Source organism: Pseudomonas sp. GYB4201, assembly GCF_056312595.1.
Window position 1 is genome coordinate 1 of record NZ_JBWGIG010000061.1, and the last position, 18984, is coordinate 18984.

16 protein-coding genes are annotated in these 18984 nt (G+C 65.1%); 7 read left to right on the plus strand and 9 right to left on the minus strand.

From position 1 onward, the window contains the following. From AC0Z2B_RS31130 to AC0Z2B_RS31145, 4 genes are all read right to left on the minus strand, one after another. Positions 1-75, minus strand: a 75-nt coding sequence (locus tag AC0Z2B_RS31130; protein WP_476300299.1) for a type II secretion system protein, incomplete at its 3' end; no start/stop codon positions are given. 22 nt (positions 76-97) lie between these two features. Beyond that, a complete protein-coding gene (gspF, locus tag AC0Z2B_RS31135) occupies positions 98-1300 on the minus strand; it encodes a type II secretion system inner membrane protein GspF (RefSeq protein WP_476301884.1) in 1203 nt (400 codons plus the stop codon). A 3-nt stretch (positions 1301-1303) separates the two neighbouring features. After that, a complete protein-coding gene (gene gspE, locus AC0Z2B_RS31140; protein WP_476301910.1) occupies positions 1304-2953 on the minus strand; it encodes a type II secretion system ATPase GspE in 1650 nt (549 codons plus the stop codon). A gap of 124 nt (positions 2954-3077) precedes the next feature. Then, positions 3078-3290, minus strand: coding sequence for a hypothetical protein (locus AC0Z2B_RS31145; protein WP_416425357.1), 213 nt, complete (start codon positions 3288-3290; stop codon positions 3078-3080). Between the two features lie 472 nt (positions 3291-3762). On the opposite strand from AC0Z2B_RS31145, the gene AC0Z2B_RS31150 reads away from it, so the two are divergent. Then, positions 3763-6537, plus strand: coding sequence for a beta-glucosidase (locus AC0Z2B_RS31150; RefSeq protein ID WP_476301886.1), 2775 nt, complete (start codon positions 3763-3765; stop codon positions 6535-6537). A gap of 102 nt (positions 6538-6639) precedes the next feature. Here AC0Z2B_RS31150 and adeC read toward each other — a convergent pair whose 3' ends face one another. From adeC to AC0Z2B_RS31165, 3 genes are read right to left on the minus strand one after another with little or no spacing between them, the layout of a single operon-like run. Then, positions 6640-8046, minus strand: a complete 1407-nt coding sequence (adeC, locus tag AC0Z2B_RS31155) for an AdeC/AdeK/OprM family multidrug efflux complex outer membrane factor (protein WP_476301888.1) — start codon at positions 8044-8046, stop codon at positions 6640-6642. Continuing rightward, positions 8043-11192, minus strand: a complete 3150-nt coding sequence (locus AC0Z2B_RS31160; RefSeq protein ID WP_476301890.1) for an efflux RND transporter permease subunit — start codon at positions 11190-11192, stop codon at positions 8043-8045. The genes adeC and AC0Z2B_RS31160 overlap by 4 nt, the downstream gene beginning before the upstream one ends. Before the next feature lie 3 nt (positions 11193-11195). After that, positions 11196-12338, minus strand: coding sequence for an efflux RND transporter periplasmic adaptor subunit (locus tag AC0Z2B_RS31165; protein WP_473003270.1), 1143 nt, complete (start codon positions 12336-12338; stop codon positions 11196-11198). 153 nt (positions 12339-12491) lie between these two features. Here AC0Z2B_RS31165 and AC0Z2B_RS31170 point away from each other — a divergent pair, with 153 nt between their 5' ends. Next, positions 12492-13112, plus strand: a complete 621-nt coding sequence (locus AC0Z2B_RS31170) for a TetR family transcriptional regulator (protein ID WP_476301892.1) — start codon at positions 12492-12494, stop codon at positions 13110-13112. Between the two features lie 103 nt (positions 13113-13215). Next, on the plus strand, positions 13216-13425 hold the full coding sequence (locus tag AC0Z2B_RS31175) for a hypothetical protein (RefSeq protein ID WP_476301894.1): 210 nt from the start codon (positions 13216-13218) through the stop codon (positions 13423-13425). A gap of 129 nt (positions 13426-13554) precedes the next feature. On the opposite strand, the gene AC0Z2B_RS31180 is transcribed toward AC0Z2B_RS31175, so the two are convergent. Then, positions 13555-14097, minus strand: coding sequence for a glutathione peroxidase (locus AC0Z2B_RS31180; protein WP_476301896.1), 543 nt, complete (start codon positions 14095-14097; stop codon positions 13555-13557). A gap of 156 nt (positions 14098-14253) precedes the next feature. On the opposite strand from AC0Z2B_RS31180, the gene AC0Z2B_RS31185 reads away from it, so the two are divergent. Together AC0Z2B_RS31185 and AC0Z2B_RS31190 are read left to right on the plus strand one after the other, a co-directional pair. Next, a complete protein-coding gene (locus AC0Z2B_RS31185) occupies positions 14254-14910 on the plus strand; it encodes an ATPase (protein WP_476301898.1) in 657 nt (218 codons plus the stop codon). Between the two features lie 112 nt (positions 14911-15022). Continuing rightward, positions 15023-15457 carry a hypothetical protein gene (locus tag AC0Z2B_RS31190; protein WP_473003280.1) on the plus strand — a complete coding sequence of 145 codons (435 nt, stop codon included), beginning with the start codon at positions 15023-15025 and terminating at the stop codon, positions 15455-15457. Positions 15458-15460: 3 nt separating this feature from the next. On the opposite strand, the gene AC0Z2B_RS31195 is transcribed toward AC0Z2B_RS31190, so the two are convergent. Next, positions 15461-16267 (minus strand): helix-turn-helix domain-containing protein, encoded by an 807-nt coding sequence (locus AC0Z2B_RS31195; RefSeq protein ID WP_473003282.1) that lies wholly within the window; start codon positions 16265-16267, stop codon positions 15461-15463. A 119-nt stretch (positions 16268-16386) separates the two neighbouring features. Here AC0Z2B_RS31195 and AC0Z2B_RS31200 point away from each other — a divergent pair, with 119 nt between their 5' ends. Both AC0Z2B_RS31200 and AC0Z2B_RS31205 read left to right on the plus strand, forming a co-directional pair. After that, entirely contained in the window at positions 16387-17298 is a 912-nt protein-coding gene (locus tag AC0Z2B_RS31200) for a DMT family transporter (RefSeq protein ID WP_476301900.1), read from the plus strand. A gap of 69 nt (positions 17299-17367) precedes the next feature. Next, positions 17368-18699 carry a deoxyguanosinetriphosphate triphosphohydrolase gene (locus AC0Z2B_RS31205; RefSeq protein WP_476301902.1) on the plus strand — a complete coding sequence of 444 codons (1332 nt, stop codon included), beginning with the start codon at positions 17368-17370 and terminating at the stop codon, positions 18697-18699. Positions 18700-18984: the final 285 nt, after the last annotated feature.

An 18984-nucleotide genomic window follows, 5' to 3' on the forward strand; every position in this document is an offset into this window, starting at 1 on the left:
GACGATGCCCAGCAGCACGATCACCGCGAGCATTTCCAGCAAGGTGAAACCGCCCTGGCGGCGGCCCGTGTTCATGGTTTTCATGGGGTGTGGTCCTTTAAATGTTACTGGTGAGGCTCATCAGCGGTAGCATGATGGCGAGCATGATCACGGCGACCATCACCGCCATGACCACCGTGAGCGTGGGCACGAGCGCTGCGAGCAGGCGGTCGATGCCGCGCTTGGCTTCGACGTCGAAAACATCGGCGACTTTCAGCAGCATGCCGTCCAGCTCGCCGGCCTGTTCGCCGACGTCGATCATCTGGATGGCCAGCTCGGGCAGCAGCGGCTGCTGGCCGAAGGCGCTGGCCAGGGTGCCGCCGCCCTTGACCCAGTCGGTGGCCTGTTCCACCTGAGCGACGATGGCGCGGTTGCTGCACACCTGGCGCACGATCAGCAGCGCCTGCAGCAGGGCCACGCCGTTGCTGAGCAAGGTGCCCAGGGTGCGCGCCAGGCGCGCGGCCTCGATGCGTTGCAGCAGCGGGCCGATGACTTTTATCTTCAGCAGGCGCAGGTCGTTGCGCTGGCGCCGGGCCGGGTCGCGCAGGGCGATGGCGCTGCCCCAGATCACTACGATAATCCCGGCCAGCACCACCAGGCCCCAGGCACTCAAGAACTCGCCCATGGCCAGGATGACCTGGGTAATCAGCGGAATCGGCACGCCCAGGTCGCGGAAGATGGGCACGAACTGCGGCACCACGTAGGCCAGCAGCAAGGCCAGCGAGCCAAGCACGCCGACCACCAGAAACGCCGGGTAGATCAGCGCGTTGATCACCTCGCCGCGCAGGGTCTGGCTGCGTTCCAGGTAGTCGCTGAGCTGCCGTAAAGTATTTTCGAGGGCACCACCGGCCTCGCCAGCGCGGACCATGCTGATGTACAGCGTGGAGAACTGCCCGCCCTCTTCTTCCAGGACCTGGGACAGCGGCTTGCCGGCCTTGACCTGTTCGCGGATGCGTTCGATCAGGGCGCGGGCCTTGGCTTCCTGGGTCTGCTTGAGCAGGATGCCCAGGGAGCGCTCCAGCGGCTGGCCGGCGCCCAGCAGGGTCGCCAGTTGTTGGGTGAAGCTGACCAATGCGGCGCCGTTCAACGCGCCGCGGTTCAGCGCCCGGCGCAGGCCCGGTCCGCCCAGTGCTTCCACCTGCAGAATCAGCAGGCCACGCTTTTGCAGCAGCGCGACGGCGGCCTGCTGGTCGCTGGCCTCGACGCTGCCCTGCTGGCTGGCACCCTCGGCGTCGAGCGCGCGGTATTTGAAATAGGCCATGGGTTATTCGCCGCGCGTCACGCGCAGCACCTCCTCTAGCGAGGTAATACCGGCCACCGCCTGGCGCAGGCCCTCTTCGTACAGGGTGCGCAGGCCGCCACGGCGGGCCGCCTGTTCCAGTGTCGAGGCATCGGCCTGGCGCATCAGCAGGCTGCGCAGTTCTTCGTTCATCACCAGCAGTTCGGTGATGGCGCTGCGGCCGAAATAGCCGCTGCCGGTGGCGGACGCCGCAGGTTGGTAGAGGATGATCGGACGCTGCTCGGTGAAGCGGTCAAGGCCATGTTCGGCGATCAGTTCCGGCGGCGCCTCAAAGGGAATGCGCGTGGCCGGGTCGAGGCGCCGCACCAGGCGCTGGGCGAGGATGCCCTTCACCGTCGAGGCGATCAGGTAGCTCTCCACGCCCATGTCCAACAGCCGCGTAATACTGGCCGCGGCGCTGTTGGTGTGCAGCGTCGACAGCACCAGGTGGCCGGTGAGCGAGGACTGGATGGCGATGCGGCAGGTTTCCAGGTCGCGCATCTCGCCGATCATGATCACGTCCGGGTCCTGGCGCACGATGGAGCGCAGCGCGCCGGCGAAGTCCAGGCCGATGGCAGGTTTGACCTGGATCTGGTTGATGCCTTCCAGTTGGTACTCCACCGGGTCTTCGACGGTGATGATCTTGCGCTCGGCGGTGTTGAGCCGCGACAGCGCGGTGTACAGGGTGGTGGTCTTGCCCGAGCCCGTGGGCCCGGTCACCAGCAAAATGCCGTGGGGGTTTTCCAGCACGTCGAGGAAGCCTTCCAGGCGCTCGCCATCGAAGCCCAGGCTCTGGAAATCGAAGCTCACGGTCTGGCGGTCGAGCAGGCGCATCACCACCGATTCGCCGAAGCTGGTGGGCACGGTGGACACCCGCAGGTCCAGCTCCTTGCCCTGGATGCGCAGCATGATGCGGCCGTCCTGGGGCAGGCGCCGCTCGGCGATGTCCAGGCGCGCCATGATCTTCACCCGGCTGATCACCGCTGCCGACGAACTGGCCGGCGGCGCCTCGGCCTCGTGCAGCACGCCGTCAATGCGGTAGCGCACCTTGAGCTGGCTTTCGAACGGTTCGATATGAATGTCAGAGGCGCGCTGTTCCACCGCGCGCTGCAGGATCAGGTTGACCAGGCGGATCACCGGCGCCTCGGACGCCAGGTCCTTGAGGTGCTCGATGTCTTCCAGCGCGCCGCTGTCTTCGTCCAGGGTCTCGATCAGGCTGCCCATGGCCGAACGCCCTTGCCCGTAATACCGCTCGATCAGGCTGTCGACCTCGTTGCCCGGGCCGATGGCCAGGCGCACCGGCGCGTCGCAGGCGTGGGCCACGGCTTCGAAGGGGTACGGGTCGCCGGGGTTGGCGGTCAGCAGGTGCACGCCCGCCTCGTCCCAGGCCACCGGCACCACGCGGTAGTGGCGCAGAAAACGTTCGGTCAGTGGCGGCACGCGGTCCAGCGATGCCGGCGCCTGTTCGGCCAGCAACAGCGGCACGTCCATCAGCGCCGACCAGGCGCGGGCCAGTTCCAGTTCCGAGACCAGGCCCAGGCGCGTGAGCAACGCCGGCAATTCGCTGTCGTCGTCTTCGGCGGCCAGGCGCCGGGCACGGTCGAGGTCCACCGGCTTGAGGCCGGAATGGTGCATCAGCCATTGGCAGACCAGGGCGTCGTCGGGGGCAGTGAGGGGAGTATCGGGCACGGTGCGCTACTACATGAACCGGGGAAAGGGCATCAGGCGATGCCCTTTCCGGGGTGAAGCCTGAGAAGGATCAGTTGGCGGTTTTCTTCGCCGTGGTGCTCAGCGGGCGGCCGCCCTTTTTCGATTCGTTCTTGTGCTTCTGGGTGGCCTTGGCGTCGTGGCTCTGGGTCATGACGGTGGAGTCGCTGGCGCCCGAGGCGGTGTCGGTGGCATCAGCGGCAAAGGTGGCGCCGGCGAACGACAGGCTCAGGGCGGCACAGGCGGCCGCGAAAGACAGTTTCATCACAAGTAACTCCATCAACGGGAAAGTTTGAAAGTTCAAATTGCCATCACTTTAAAGATGCCTGCGACAATAGCGCACAGCGGATGACAATTTAACTTGCGAACCCGGCACAGGGGCCAGAATTCGCTAAACCCATCGACCAGTAGGTTTTGCAAAGGTTCACACATCCGGACACAAAATCGCAAAAACGCGCGAAAAAAACCTTTCGATTGACAAGTTCAGGCAACAATTGTCTTAATTTGGCCGCTTATCGCCGCCCCATCCTGGTACAAACGATAGCGTAATAATGGCACCTCCTATATAGACAGAACAAACTTTCACGATAATTAAACGTGATTGAAACATGGCCATCAGTTAGCCGTTACTGCAACTAAGCAGTTTCGGCCACGGCCAACTTTTGTCTGGAGAAAAGTACGCGGCAGCCTGCCGTGTACCGCCGCAAATGGACCACCATTGGCTGTTGGAGTAACACATGAACACACGTAGACACCTGGGTGCGCAGTCGGCGCTCGCCCTGCTGGCCCTGGCCATTTCGCAAGTGCATGCGGCCGACTCGGTTCAGCAACAACAGGCCCGGCAGCAGGCCCTGGAAGCCAAGGCCGACAAGGCGGCCCAACAGACCCTGGCGAAGATGACCCAGGAAGAGAAACTCAACTACCTGGCCGGCACCGGCGGCTGGGACCTCAAGCCCCTGACCCAGTACGGCGTGCCGGAAATCTACGGCGCCGACGGCGGCGCCGGCGTGCGCTACACCAGCAACGGCAACGAGCAGGGCGTGGTCTACCCCGCCGGCCCCAACATCGCCGCCACCTGGAACCCGCGCCGGGCCATGGACTACGGCCGCGCCCTGGGCTATGACACCGCCAGCGGTGGCTACCAGTACGTCACCGGCCCGGGCATGAACCTGTACCGCACCCCGTACGGTGGCCGCGCGTTCGAATACCTGTCCGGCGAAGACCCGTTCCTGGGCGCCAGCCTGGGCCCGGCGCTGATCACCGGCATCCAGTCCCGCGGCGTGTGGGCCGAGGCCAAGCACTTCGCCGCCAACGACCAGGAAACCAACCGTTTCACCCTCAACGAGACCATCCCCGAGCGCGTGCTGCGCGAGATGACCCTGCCTACCTTCGAATCGGCGTCGAAGAACGGCAACGTGGCGATGATGATGTGCTCGTTCCAGAAGGTGAACGGTGACTACGCCTGCGAAAGCAAGCACATGATCGCCCAGATCCTGAAGAAGGAATGGGGCTACAAGGGCTTCGTGCAGAGCGACTACAACGCCATCATCACCGGGCTCTCGGCCGCCAACGCCGGCACCGACCTGGACATGATGGGCTACCAGATGAACGCCACCGCCCTGACCCCGTACGTGGAAAGCGGCGCGCTGAGCATGACCACCGTCGACGAAAAAGTGCGCCGCATGCTGCGCCAGGTGTACCTGTTCCAGTTCGACAGCAAGACCCCTTCCACCGCCCACGACATGAACAGCGCCGCCAGCAACAAGACCGCGCTGAACGTCGCCCGCGAAGGCATCGTGCTGCTCAAGAACAAGGGCGGCCTGCTGCCGCTGGACGCCAAGAAGGTGAAGAAGATCGCCGTGGTCGGCGACCTGGCCAAGTACGCCCCGCCTACCGGTTTCGGCAGCGCCAACGTCGAGGCCACCCAGTACATCAGCGAGCTGTCGGGCATCGCCCAGACCGCGCCGAACGCCAAGGTCGAGTTCCTCGACGGCCTGTCCCTGGACCCGACCGCCTCGGTCTGGACCCACACCGACAGCAGCACCGGCAAAAGCGCCACCGGCCTGACCGCCGAGTTCTTCACCAACGCCACCTGGTCGGGCACCGCGGCCGCCACCCGCACCGACACCCACGTGAACATGGACTGGTCCAGCGACACCGACCTGCCCACCAACGGTGACACCGCCAACACCTCCGTGCGCTGGACCGGCCAGGTCACGCCCACCACCAGCGGCGACCAGGTGTTCAAGGTACGTGCCGACGGCGCCGTGCGCCTGTGGGTCAACGGCCAGGAGATCATCAACAACGGCGACGGCACGCACCTGCCCGACAACAGCATCCCGCCGACCATTCCGGTGTCGGGCAAGATCAAGCTGGAAGCCGGCAAGGCGTATGACGTGAAGCTCGAGTATTCGCGCCGCGACGGCTACCTGTCGACCATGGGCGGCATGGTCGGCGTGCAGATGGCCTGGGCCTCGCTGGCGGCGCCGCAGGATCTGTCCAAGTACGACGCGGTGGTAGTTGCCGTGGGCAACAGCAACGAATACGAAGGCGAAGGGTTCGACCACAGCTTCGACCTGCCCGAGTACCAGAACGAGCTGATCAACAGCATCGCCAAGGTCAACCCCAACACCGTGGTGGCCATGCACGGCGGCACCGCGCTGAAGATGGCTGATTGGGTGGACAACGTCGGCGCCGCGCTGCACGCCTTCTACCCGGGCCAGAACGGCGGCCAGGCGCTGGGCGAGATTCTGTTCGGCAAGGTCAACCCGTCGGCCAAGCTGCCGATCAGCATCGAGCGCAGCATCCAGGACAACCCGCTGTACGCGGACTTCCCGAACTACGACAACAATGGCTCGTTGACCGAGATCAGCTACAAGGACGACCTGTTCCTGGGCTACCGCGGCTACGACAAGAAGCACACGCAGCCGCTGTACCCGTTCGGCTTCGGCCTGTCGTACACCACCTTCGGCTACAGCAACATCAAGGTCACCCCGGGGACCGCGGTGGGCAATGTGCCGATCAAGGTGTCGTTCGACCTGACCAACACCGGCAAGCGCGCCGGCGCCGAAGTGGCCGAGCTGTACGTGGGCCAGCAGCACCCGCACGTGGACCGCGCGGTGAAGGAGTTGAAGGGGTACAAGAAGGTGTTCCTGCAGCCAGGTGAGCACAAGCGCGTGACCATCGAGCTGAACGATCGCTCGCTGGCGTACTTCGATGAGAAGAGCAAGCAGTGGGTGGTCGATGCCGACACCTTCGACTTGTCGCTGGGCGCCTCGTCCCAGGACATTCGCCTGCACGCCAAGCTGGTCAACCCGTTCCGCCAGGAGCTGTCGACCACCACCAGTAACCCGCTGCCACGTGCGGCGCTGAAGGCCACGCAAGTGACCGAGTCGACCGTCAACACCGGCGGCCTGTACGACCAGGCCAGCAGTGACGACAGCGACACCAGCGACAGCGGTGACTACGGCACCACGTCGACCACCACCCAGGGGTCGGCGAGCGGTAACTGACCGTCCCCCACCCGCCTCTGACGCGGCCTGCGGCCGCTGCTACGAAGATCAGCGTAACGCCCTTCCGTAGCAGCGGCCGCAGGCCGCGGCAGGGCCTGGGGACTACGTCCAACCACCCCCCAAGGCTTTGTACAGGTTCACCTCGGCCGTCAATTGCGACAACCGATCGGTGATCGCCGACTGCTGGGCGCTGAACAGCGAGCGCTGGGCGTCGAGGAAGGTCAGGTTGCTGTCGATGCCGGTGCGGTAGCGGCGCTCGGCCAGGCGGTAGTAGTCCTGGTTGGCTTGCACCAGGTCCTTCTGCGCCTGCAACTGCTGCTTGTAGGTCTGGCGCGCGGCCAGGCCGTCGGCAACTTCCTGGAAGCCGGTCTGGATGGCCTTCTCGTAGCTGGCCACGTCCACGTCCTTCTCGATCTTCGCGTAGTCCAGGCTGGCCTTCAGGCTGCCGGCGTTGAAGATCGGAATGTTGATGCTCGGCGCGAACGTCCAGGTACCCTGCCCGCCCTTGAACAGATGGCCCATGTCGGCGCTCTCCGAACCGGCACTGGCCGTGAGGGTGATGCTGGGGAAGAACGCTGCGCGCGCCGCGCCGATGTTGGCGTTGGCGGCCTTGAGGGTGTGTTCGGCCTCAAGGATATCCGGGCGGCGCTGCAACAGGTCGGACGGCAGGCCCGCCGGCACTTCGGCCACCAGGTCGTTGGCCAGCGGTTGCGCCGCCGGCAGGTTGTCCGGCAGGTGCGTGCCCAGCAGCAACACCAGGTTGTCCATGTCCTGGGCCACGGCGCGTTGGTACTTGGCCAGGCTGACCTTGGCGGTTTCCACCGAAATGCGCGCGGTGCTGACGTCCAACGCGGTGGAGATACCCACCTCGCCGCTGTGGGCGGTGAGCTTGTAGCTCTGCTCGTACGTGGCCAGGGTGTCCTGGGTCAGCTTCAGCAGTTCCTTGTCCGACTCCAGGGTGAACCAGGCATTGGCGACGCTGGCCACCAGGCTGATCTGCGTGGAGCGGCGACCTTCATCGCTGGCCAGGTAGGTTTCCAGGGCCTCCTTGCTGAGGCTGCGCACGCGGCCCCACAGGTCCAGTTCATAGGCGCTGACGCCGAGGGTGGCGGTGTATTCGCCGCCCACGGTGGTCTTGCCGGTGGTGCTCAAGTCAGCCGGGGTGCGCGTGCGCTCGGCGGTGCCGCCGGCGGTCACCGCCGGGAACAGGTCGGCCCGCTGGATGCGGTACTGGGCACGGTAAGCCTCGACGTTCAGGGCCGCCACGCGCAGGTCGCGGTTGTTGTCCAGGGCGGTGTGAATCACCGCCTGCAGCGCCGGGTCACGGAACACCTGTTTCCAACCCTGCTCGGCGGCGGCCTGGGCGGCCGCCTCCTGCGCCGGGGCGTAGGCCGCCCCTTGGGGAAATTGCGCGGCCACCGGGGCGGCCGGGCGGTCGTAGTGCGGGATCAGCGAGCAGCCGCCGAGCATGAACGCCGCCAAGGCCAGGCACGTCAGGGGACGGATCATTGTGCGGTCTCCTCTTCAATGGCAGGTACGGGCTCGTCCTTGGCCTTGCGCTTGTCGCCAAACAGCGACGAGATGGTGACGAAGAACAACGGCACCCAGAACACGGCCAGGGTGGTAGCGGTGAGCATGCCGCCGATCACGCCGGTACCGATGGCGTGCTGGCTGCCGGCGCCCGCGCCGTGGGAAATGGCCAGGGGCACCACGCCGAGGATGAACGCCAGCGAGGTCATGATGATGGGCCGCAGACGAATCCGGCAGGCCTCGATGGCCGCCTCGGTGTAGCTGCGGCCCTGCTCGTGCAGCTCCTTGGCGAATTCGACGATAAGGATGGCGTTCTTCGCCGCCAGGCCGATGGTGGTCAACAGGCCCACCTGGAAGTACACGTCGTTGGACAGCCCGCGCAGGGTGGTGGCCAGCAGCGCACCGATGATCCCCAGGGGCACCACCAGCATCACCGCGATCGGGATCGACCAGCTTTCATACAGCGCCGCCAGGCACAGGAACACCATTAGCATGGAGATCGCATACAAGGCCGGCGCCTGGGAGCCGGACAACTTCTCTTCATACGACAGGCCGGTCCAGGAGTAGCCGATGCCGCTTGGCAGGGTGGCAGCGATGCGCGCCACTTCGGCCATAGCCTCACCGGTACTGTGGCCCGGGGCCGGGGCACCGAGGATTTCCACCGCCGACACGCCGTTGAAGCGCGACAGCTTCGGCGAGCCATAAATCCACTTGCCGCTGGCGAAGGCCGAGAACGGCACCATGGTGCCGGCGCTGTTGCGCACGTACCACTTGTTCAGGTCTTCAGGGTTCATGCGCGAGTCGGCCTTGCCCTGGATGTACACCTTCTTCACCCGGCCACGGTCGATGAAGTCGTTGACGTAGCTGCCACCGAAGGCATACGACAGGGTGTCGTTGACGTCGGCGACAGTGACGCCCAGCGCCTCGGTGCGCTCATCGTCCAGCACCAGCTGGTACTGCGGCTCGTCGTCCAGGCCGTTCGGGCGCACCTGGGACAGGATCGGACTCTTGGCGGCAGCGGCGAGGAACTTGTTGCGTGCTTCCATCAGCTTGGCGTGGCCGACGCCGGAGCGGTCCTGCAGGTACACGTCGAAGCCGGTGGCGTTGCCCAGCTCCATCACCGCAGGCGGCGCGAAGGCGAACACCATGGCGTCGCGGAAGCTGGCGAAGTGTTTCTGCGCCCGGGCGGCCAGGGCGCTGACGCTGTTGGAGGCATCACGCTGGTCCCACGGCTTGAGCATGACGAAGCCCATGCCCGAGTTCTGGCTGCGGCCGGCGAAGTTGAAGCCGGTCACGGTGAACACCGAGCTGACGGCGCCCGATTCATCCTTGAGCATGTAGTCGCGCATGCGGTCGATGACCTGCTGCGTGCGCTGGGCCGGGGTGCCCGGTGGCGTGGTGACCTGGGAGAACAGCACGCCCTGGTCTTCCTCGGGCAGGAACGAGGACGGAATGCGCGTGAACAGGAAAATCATGCCGCCGACGATCAGCGCGTACGCCAGCAGGTACGGCACCTTGTGGCGCAGGATGCTGATCACGCCCTGCTCGTAACGGTGCACGCCGCGGTCGAAGGTGCGGTTGAACCAGCCGAAGAAACCGGTGGTCTTGCCGTGGCTGCCCTTGGCAATCGGCTTGAGGATGGTGGAGCACAGGGCCGGGGTGAAGATCAGCGCCACCAGCACCGACAGCGCCATGGCCGAGACGATGGTGATGGAGAACTGGCGGTAGATCACGCCGGTGGAACCGCCGAAGAAGGCCATGGGCAGCAACACGGCCGACAGCACCATGGCGATACCCACCAGGGCGCCCTGGATCTGGCCCATGGATTTTTTCGTGGCTTCTTTCGGTGACAGGCCCTCCTCGGCCATCACCCGCTCGACGTTTTCCACGACGACGATAGCGTCGTCCACCAATAGCCCGATCGCCAGCACCATGCCGAACATGGTCAGGGTGTTGATGCTGAAACCGGCGGCGGCGAGGATGCCGAAGGTGCCCAGCAGTACCACGGGCACGGCCATGGTGGTGATCAGGGTGGCGCGGATGTTCTGCAGGAACAGCAGCATCACCAGGAACACCAGAATGATGGCTTCCACCAGGGTCTCGACCACGCCGTGGATGGAGCCGGTGATCACCGGGGTGGTGTCATACGGGTACACCACCTTCACGCCTTGCGGGAAGAAGGGTTGCAGCTGGTTGACGGTTTCGCGGATGGCCTTGGCGGTGTCCAGGGCGTTGGCGCCGGTGGCCAGCTTGATGGCCATGCCCGAGGCGGGCTTGCCGTTGTACTCCGAGCTGATGCTGTAGCTTTCGCCACCCAGGCCCACGTCGGCAACGTCGCCGATGCGCACTTGCGAACCGTCGGTGTTGACCTTGAGGAGGATTTTCTTGAACTGCTCGGCGGTCTGCAGGCGGGTCTTGCCGATGATGGTGGCGTTGAGTTCCTGGTGCGCCACCGACGGCAGGCCGCCCAGTTGCCCCGAGGACACCTGCACGTTCTGGTTGGTGATGGCGGTGGAGACGTCGGCCGGGGTCAGCGCGTACTTGTTGAGCTTGGCCGGGTCCAGCCAGATACGCATGGCGTACTGCGCACCGAACACCTGGAAGTCACCCACGCCGCTGGTGCGCGAGATCGGGTCCTGCATGTTGGAGACGATGTAGTTGGCCAGGTCATCCTTGGTCATGCTGCCATCGGTGGACACCAGGCCGATCACCATCAGGAAGTTCTTCACCCCCTTGGTCACGCGGATACCCTGGTTCTGCACTTCCTGGGGCAGCAACGGGGTGGCCAGGTTGAGCTTGTTCTGCACCTGCACCTGGGCCATGTCCGGGTTGGTGCCCTGGTTGAAGGTGGCCTCGATGGTCATCGAGCCGTCGGAGTTGCTGTCCGAGGAGATGTAGCGCAGGTTGTCGATGCCGTTGAGCTGCTGCTCGATCACCTGCACCACGGTGTCCTGCACGGTCTGCGCCGAGGCGCCCGGGTAGGTCACGGTGATGTCGATGGCCGGCGGCGCGATGCTGGGGTACTGGTTGACCGGCAGGTTGAGGATCGACAAGGCGCCGACCAGCATGATCACCAGGGCGATTACCCAGGCGAAGATGGGCCGGTCGATAAAGAATCTGGACATGGGTTACTCCCCTTTCGCCGCGACGCTGGCCTGGGCGTTCGCCGGGGCCTCGACGTTGCTGGCCGCGGTGACTTTCACCGTGTCACCCGGGTGCACGTACTGCAGGCCCTCGGTAATGATGCGGTCGCCGTCGTGCAGGCCGTCCTGGATCAGCCAGTCGTTGCCGGCGGTGCGGTCGGCCTTCAGTTCACGCAACTCGACCTTGTTGTCGGCGTTCACCACCAGCGCGGTCGGCGTGCCCTTGAGGTCGTGGGTCACGCCCTGCTGTGGCGCCAGGATGGCAGTGGCGGCGACGCCGGCCTGCAGCTGCGCATGCACGAACATGCCCGGCAGCAGGGTGTGGTCGGGGTTGGCGAACTTGGCACGCAGGGTCACCGAACCGGTGCTTTCATCCACCGACACTTCGGAGAATTCCAGGGTGCCGTCCTGGTTGAAGCTGCTGCCGTCTTCCAGGGTCAGCTTGACCTTGGCGGCGTTGTCGCCGGCCTTCTGCAGTTGCCCGCTGGCCAGCTCCTTGCGCAGTTTCAGCAGGTTGGCCGAGGACTCGGTGACGTCGACGTAGATGGGGTCCAGCTGCTGGATGGTGGCCATGGCGTCGGTCTGCGCGCTGGTCACCAGCGCGCCTTCGGTGACGCTGGAGCGGCCGATGCGGCCATCGATCGGCGCCAGCACCTTGGTGTAGCGCATGTTGATCTGCGCGGTCATCAGCGCGGCTTCATCCTGCAGCTCGGTGGCCTTGGCGTTGTCGTACTCCTGGCGGCTGACGGCCTGCTCGGCGATCAGCTGCTTGTAGCGGTCCGCCAGGGACTTGGCCGAAGCCAGGCTGGCCTTGGCGCTGGCCAGGGTGGCCTCGTACACCGACGGGTCGATCTGGTACAGCTGCTCCCCGGCCTTGACGTCGCTGCCCTCCTTGAACAGTCGCTTGAGGATGACCCCATCAACCTGCGGGCGCACTTCGGCGACGCGGAACGCGGTGACGCGGCCGGGTACTTCGGTGGTCAGGGCGTAGGGCTGCGGGTGAAGGGTCACCACGCCGACCTGGGGCGTCTGCTGGGCGGGTGCGGCCGCCTCTTTGTTACAGCCGGCGAGCAGGCAGGCAAGGGCCGCCGCCGAGACCAGTGTGGTCACGCAAGGCTTGAGTTTCATGAAAGGTCCTCGTTGCGACTAGATAGATAGCTTGCTAACAAATATACTTACATCCATGAACGTATGTAAAGTACGAATCCGAATCAAAATCACTACAGAGCAGCGTTTTGTGTCGAAAAAACATAAAGATGCAGCGAACATGAGGAATTTTTAATGGTTCGCAAAACCCGGGAAGAAGCGCTCCTCACCCGTGCGCAGATCCTTGACGCTGCGGAATGCGTCTTCCATGAGAAAGGCCTGGCCACCACCTCGATGCTGGACATTGCCCAGCACGCGGGGCTGTCCCGCGGTGCCATCTACTGGCACTTCAAGGACAAGGCCGGCCTGGTGCAGGCCCTGCTGGATTCGCTGGACGAACCCATCGACCACCTGCTGGCTGCTTCGGCCGATACCCGCCGCGACAACCCCCTGGGTTGCCTGCGGACCCTGCTGGTGGCGCTGCTGCAGCGAGTGGCCAGCGACGCCCGGACCCAGCGGATATTTGAAATCCTATTGCACAAATGTGAACTGACTGTGGAGAGTTGCGATTTGCGTGCGCAGCGTTGCGCGCGCCAGCGCGAGGCGCAACGCAAGCTGGAAGGGTTGCTTGAAGAGGCCAGGCTCAAGGGCCAACTGGCGCCCGACACGCCCCTGCCCCTGGCGGCCAGTAGCCTGATTGCCTGCGTGGAAGGCACCATCAGCCATTGGCTGCTCAACCCCGACAGCTACGCCTTGAAGGTGGAAGCACCGCGGCTGGCCGATGCGATGTTGCGGCTGCTGGCACCTGCGACGTGATGTCAGGACGGTAAGCGGCGTCGTACCCAGTGCTACACGAAATTCTTGAACCCTGCGGGCTAGAGCGGTTCTCAGGGGTTGCCAGTATCACAAGGAGTGAGCGATGAACCTTCCGGCCTTTTTTCTCAATGCAGTGGTTTGCACGACGCCGGCCCACGACAATTGCATGCCTGCCCAGTTTCTGTGGATGGCGCCCAAGTTCCTCAATGACGAAGCCCGGGCGCAGAAGTGCGCGGCGCGGGCAGGCGAACTGAACAAGGCGCAGACCGACCCGACCATTTATTACCGCTGCGACGTGCGGCGCGGCGCTTGAATACGACGCTAGCTCACTGTAGCCGCTGCCGAAGGCTGCGCTGGCCCGCATCCACACTAAAGATCTTCAGTGTTATCAAGGGCCAGCGCAGCCCGGCGGCAGCGGCTACAGATATTCCAGCGTCAGGCGTCACACCGCCAGCTGGGCCTCGATGGCCTGCAGCAAGCGCGGATCATCCGCCGCCACATCCGGGGCAAAACGCCCGACCACCTCGCCGGTGCGGCTGACCAGGAACTTCTCGAAATTCCACTGCACCTCCGGCACCGGGTTCACCGGAATGCCCTTGCCGGTCAGGCGCTCGCGCCACGGCCCTTCGCCGGTGGCGGCGGGAATGGCCTGGGTCAGCGCCTGGTACAGCGGGTGCTTGTCGTCGCCGGCCACCGAGATCTTCGAGAACAGCGGGAACTGCACGTCATAGGTCAGGCTGCAGAACGCCTTGATCTCTTCATCAGTGCCCGGCTCCTGAGCCTTGAAGTTGTTGGCGGGAAAGCCCAACACTTCCAGGCCCTGGGCGCGGTGGGCTTCATAGAGCTTTTCCAGGCCTTCGTACTGCGGGGTCAGGCCGCACTTGGAGGCGACGTTGACCACCAGCAGCACCTTGCCGGCATAGGCCTTGAGGGTCTGTGGCTGGCCGTCGATGGTGGTGACGGGGATGGATTGAACGTTACTCATGACAGGGCTCCTGCGACAGGTGGGCGGTGCATAGACTCTACCACCGCCACTGGCCATCATCCTGATTGATAGCAACCATCAATAACGACATGTTCCCTGACCCGGGAATCAGGTTCACCATGATTGCACCTGATGAAGCCCTGGGAGTCACGCATCATGAAAGGTCAAAGCGCTGCACTGCTCGCCCTTGTCATCACCCTGGCCGGTTGCTCGGTCCCCGGCGCCCCGCGCTACAGTGACAACCCCGACGGCATGCTGCGACCGGCCACCCAGGTGTCCACCCTCACCCTCAAACACTCGCAACGGGTGGCGGTGATCTTCAACGCCAACACCCAGGCCGACCTCGCTTACCTGGCCGCCTACAACGCCCAGGCCCGCAACGGCCTGGAACAGAACCAGCTGCAGGCGCCGATCCAGCAGGCCTATATCGACAGCTCCGACCCACGCCTGGCCATCGACACGGTGCACAGTTCGCTGCAGCAACAGTTCGCCTCGGTGGCGTTCTACCCCAACCTGGATGCAGCCATGGCAGCCCGGCCGGAGGTGATCATGGTGCTGGACACCCGCAGCACCCTGGCCACCGAACGCAGCTCCGACGTGCAGGCCAGCGTGCGCGCGCAGTTCTATGACGCCAACCTCACCTACATTGGCGAGGCGCGCGGCATGGACGGTCGCAACATGACCCCGGTGTGGACCCACACCAAGCGTGCGCCGGAAATCGCCGACCAGGTGAACGCCCAGCGCCAGGTGCAGGTCAACGCGCTGCAACGCTTCGATGCCTCGCTGAAGGCGTTGGTGGCCAGCAACCCGTAGCCGTTGCCGGTCATCACCCCGGTCAATAGCGACCATTGACAATCACAGGTTCCCTGACCCGGCGATCAGGTTCACCATGGCTTCACATCCAAGCATTCCAGGAGTACATGCCATGAAAGGTCCCCTCGCCGCCCTGCTCGCCCTCGTCCTGGCCACCGGCACTGCCATGGCCGCCGACGAAGGCATGTTCAGGCCGGCGACGCAGGTGTCGAACGTGGCGTTGCAGCATTCGCAATCGGTGGGGGTGATTCTCAACGAAACCACCCAGGCCGCCCTGATGCACCACGACGTCGCTACCCGCAAGGCGTTGGAAGCGGTGCGGGGGTCGCTGCAGCAGCAGTTTGCCTCGGTGCAGTTCTACCCCAGCCTGGACCGGGTAATGATGGCCCGCCCACAGGTAATCGTGGTGCTCAAGACCGCGTCGCGCAGCGGCGGCGTGGTGCAGGCGCAGTTCTTCGACGCCAACCTGACCTACATCACTCAGCTGCACGCTCCGGACGCCCAGTTCGACGCCTCGCTGAAGGCGCTGGTCGTCGCCAATCCGTAACGGCTAGGTCAGCAGCCCCGGGGCGTTGCCCTTGCGGTATTCGTCCGGGGTGGAGCCGGTCATGCGCCGGAACATGCTGATGAACGCCGAGGCGCTGCTGTAGCCCAGGTCCAGGCCGATGGCTTCCACGGTGTGGCCCTGTTCCAGTTGCGCCAGCGCCTCCACCACCTTGAGGCGCTGGCGCCATTCCGCGAACGACATCCCCAGGTCACGCTGGCAGCGCCGCACCAGCGTGCGCTCGGTGGTGTTCACCGTGCGCGCCAGTTCCGGCAGCGAGCGCGGGTCCGCCGGGTTGGCTTCCAGCGCCCGCAGCACCGGGCCCAGCAGCGCGTCGCTGGAACCGGGCAGGTAGCTGCCGGCATGAGGCGCGCGGGCCAGGCGATCGACCAGCACCTGCAGCAGGCGCTCCTGCTCGGGGGTCTGCGGCAAGCCCGGTGGCTCATGGCGCAACTCTTCCAGCAACGCGCGAATCAGCGGCCCCAACGTCAACGCGCAATGCCGCACCGGCATCCGCGCGCACAGCTGCGGCGCCACGTACACCGAGCAATGGCAGGCCTCGTGGCGGTTGAAGCCCATGTGCTCGACGTCCGGCGGCAGCCAGATGCCGTACTGCGGCGGCGCCAGGTAGTGGTGGTTGTCGATCTCGATTTCCATCACGCCGCTGAACGAATAGACGAACTCCCCCCAGGCGTGGCTATGCCGCGGGTAGGTGGCGTGCGCCGGCATGCACGCGGTGCGGAAAAACACCGGCGCCGGCAACGCGTAGTCGAACGGCGCCAGTTGCAGGTGTTGGGCAATGTCGCGCTTCATGATGGCAACCTGGCAAGACGTGGCGGAGTACAGCTATAGGCTGTCAGATAAAAACTATATCAATAAAACCCGCCAGCCTCATAATGCCCACCATTACTTCCGACGACAGGGGAAACTCCATGCAACAGCGCAGCGCGCTGGACGGCCGGGCCAGCGGCATGATGCTGGTATTGTGCGCGATCTGGGGCTTGCAGCAGGTGGCCATCAAGGCGATTGCCAGCGACATCGCGCCCATCCTGCAGATTGGCGTGCGCTCCGGCGTAGCCGCGCTGCTGGTGGCCGCCGTGATGTTCTGGCGCCGCGAACAGCCCAAGGCCGGGCAGACCGCGTGGCTGCCGGGCCTGGCCATCGGCGGCCTGTTCGGCCTGGAATACCTGCTGGTGGGCGAAGGCCTGCGCCACACCAGCGCCTCGCACATGGTGATTTTCCTCTACACCTCGCCAATCTTCGCCGCCCTGGGCCTGCACTGGAAGCTGCCCGCCGAGCGCCTGAAACCGGCGCAATGGGGCGGCATCGCGGTGGCGTTCCTGGGCATTGTGGTGGCCTTCAGCGGCCATGGCGGCGCCAGCACCCTGCTCGGCGACGCCCTGGGCCTGGCCGCGGGCGCGGCCTGGGGCGCCACCACGGTGGTGGTGCGCACCACACGGCTGTCCAGCGCGCCAGCCAGCCAGACCCTGCTCTACCAACTGGTGGGCGCCTGCGTGCTGCTGGTGGCCGCGGCACTGGTGCTGCACCAGGCCAGCGTCAATGTCACCCCCACGGTCATCGCCAACCTGACCTACCAGGTGCTGGTCATGTCGTTCGCCAGCCTGCTCGCCTGGTTCTGGCTGCTGCGCAACTACCTGGCCTCGCGCCTGGGGGTGCTGGCGTTCCTCACGCCGCTGTACGGCATCGGCTTCGGCGTGTGGCTGCTGGATGAGCCGCTGGAGGCCAACTTCCTGATCGGCGCGGCGCTGGTCACCGCCGGCATCCTCTGCGTCAGCGGGTATGAGTGGTTCAGCCAGCGCCAGGCCAGGGCTGCGAAAGCCTGACACGGGGCTTGCAGCGCGCGCGATAAACCCCGAAGCTCAAGGCCAACCATGCTTTCAGGAGAAACCGCCTTGGATTGGCCTACCCTGCTCAACCGCGAACGCCTTGGCAAGATCCTCCACAGCCCCGAGGAGCTGGGCCGCAGCCCCTTCCACAAGGACCACGACCGGGTCATCTTCTCGGGCGCCTTCCGCCGCCTGGGGCGCAAGACCCAGGTGCACCCGGTCACCAGCAACGACCACATCCACACGCGCCTCACCCACTCGCTGGAAGTCAGCTGCGTGGGCCGTTCCCTGGGCATGCGCGTGGGCGAGACCCTGCGCGAGCGCCTGCCGGCCTGGTGCGAGCCCAGCGACCTGGGTATGGTGGTGCAGTCGGCGTGCCTGGCCCACGACATCGGCAACCCGCCCTTCGGCCACTCCGGCGAAGACGCCATTCGCCACTGGTTCCAGCAGGCCGCCGGGCGCGGCTGGTTGGACGGCATGACCCCAGCGCAACAGCAGGACTTCCTCAACTTCGAAGGCAACGCCCAGGGCTTTCGCGTGCTCACCCAGCTGGAATACCACCAGTTCGACGGCGGCATGCGCCTGACCTATGCCACCCTGGGCACCTACCTCAAGTACCCCTGGACCGCGCGCCACGCCGACTCCCTGGGCTACAAGAAGCACAAGTTCGGCTGCTACCAGAGCGAACTGCCGCTGCTGGAGCAGATCGCCCACAAGCTGGGCCTGCCACAGCTGGAAGAACAGCGCTGGGCGCGCCACCCGCTGGTGTACCTGATGGAGGCCGCCGACGACATCTGCTACGCGCTGATCGACCTGGAAGACGGCCTGGAGATGGAACTGCTGGACTACGCCGAGGTGGAGTCGCTGCTGCTGGGCCTGGTGGGCGACGACCTGCCGGAGACCTACCGCCAGCTGGGCCGCGAGGACTCGCGCCGGCGCAAGCTGGCGATCCTGCGCGGCAAGGCCATCGAGCACCTGACCAACGCCGCCGCGCGCGCCTTCGTCGAGCAGCAGGACGCGCTGCTGGCCGGCACATTGCACGGCGACCTGGTGGAGCACATGCATGGCCCGGCCAAGCGCTGCGTGCTCAGCGCCAAGGACATGGCGCGCAAGAAGATCTTCCAGGACAAGCGCAAGACCCTGCAGGAAATCGGCGCATACACCACCCTGGAAATTCTCCTCAACGCCCTGTGTGGCGCAGCGCTGGAGCAGCATGGCGGCAAGACCCCGTCGTTCAAGAACCGGCGCATCCTCGACCTGCTGGGCAACAGCGCCCCCGACCCGGCGGGCTCGCTGCACGGCTCGTTCATGCGCATGATCGACTTCATCGCCGGCATGACCGACAGCTACGCCAGCGAAATGGCCCGGGAAATGACCGGCCGCTCGGCACCGCTGTAAACCTGGGGGCCCACCGTAGCAGCGGCCGCCAGGCCGCGTCACGGCCGCTGCGGTGCAACTGCGGGCGCCGGACGCCGCCTGGCGGCAGCTGCTACGGGCTGGGTAGCTCGGAAAAAGCCTACAAGACTTTCGGAATCGTCTGCTCCCCACCAACTGCCGGTTAGGGGAATAATCATCTGCACCTGTAAGGAAAGTTACCCAACCAGTGTAAGAATCATTAAAGCCGTACATTAATTATCATCACAATCACCCCTAAATACATACTTTCAAACTGCAACAAGACGA